Source organism: Bradyrhizobium sp. 23 (genome assembly GCF_023073295.1).
GTDB classification, from domain to species: domain Bacteria; phylum Pseudomonadota; class Alphaproteobacteria; order Rhizobiales; family Xanthobacteraceae; genus Bradyrhizobium; species Bradyrhizobium canariense_D.
This window is the reverse complement of the sequence record NZ_JADPJF010000033.1, coordinates 1-622: the sequence shown is the minus strand read 5'-3', so window position 1 is coordinate 622 and position 622 is coordinate 1. Positions and strand designations below refer to the sequence as shown.

1 protein-coding gene is annotated in these 622 nt (G+C 67.4%); it reads left to right on the top strand.

Annotation, left to right across the window (positions count from 1 at the left end; genetic code table 11):
• The coding region (locus IVB32_RS05035) for a response regulator (RefSeq protein WP_247409940.1) at positions 1-525 on the top strand (525 nt) is incomplete at its 5' end.
• Positions 526-622: the final 97 nt, after the last annotated feature.

Sequence of the window (622 nt, the reverse complement as noted above, 5' to 3'; positions counted from 1 at the left end):
TCCTCCGGCATTCTCGGCTCGGCCGTGATCAAGGGCCAGGCCACCGAAGTGATCGACGTCGGCCACTTCCTGCCGATGGCGTTCTCCGACTGGTTCACCCGCAAGGAGATGAAGCCGTCGCTGCACTCGCAATCGGTGCTGCTGGTCGACGATTCGGCGTTCTTCCGCAACATGCTGGCCCCGGTGCTCAAGGCCGCCGGCTACCGCGTCCGCACCGCGCCGACCGCGCAGGAGGGCCTGGCGGCGCTGCGCGCGCAGAGCTTCGACGTGGTCCTGACCGACATCGAGATGCCCGACATGAACGGGTTCGAGTTTGCCGAGACCATCCGCTCCGACAGCAATCTGGGCGCGATGCCGATCATCGGCCTCTCCGCGCTGGTGTCGCCGGCGGCGATCGAGCGCGGCCGTCAGGCCGGCTTCCACGACTATGTCGCCAAGTTCGACCGTCCCGGTCTGATCGCGGCGCTGAAGGAACAGACCGCGGGCGCCGCCGGTGCCTCCGAGCTGAGCCGCGCAGCCGCCTAAACCCCAGCGGGATGGATCAGGAGATACGCACATGACCAAGAAGACCCAGTCCGGCGAAGGCGCCATGGTCGAATACGTCACCGCGATGATCGGCGGC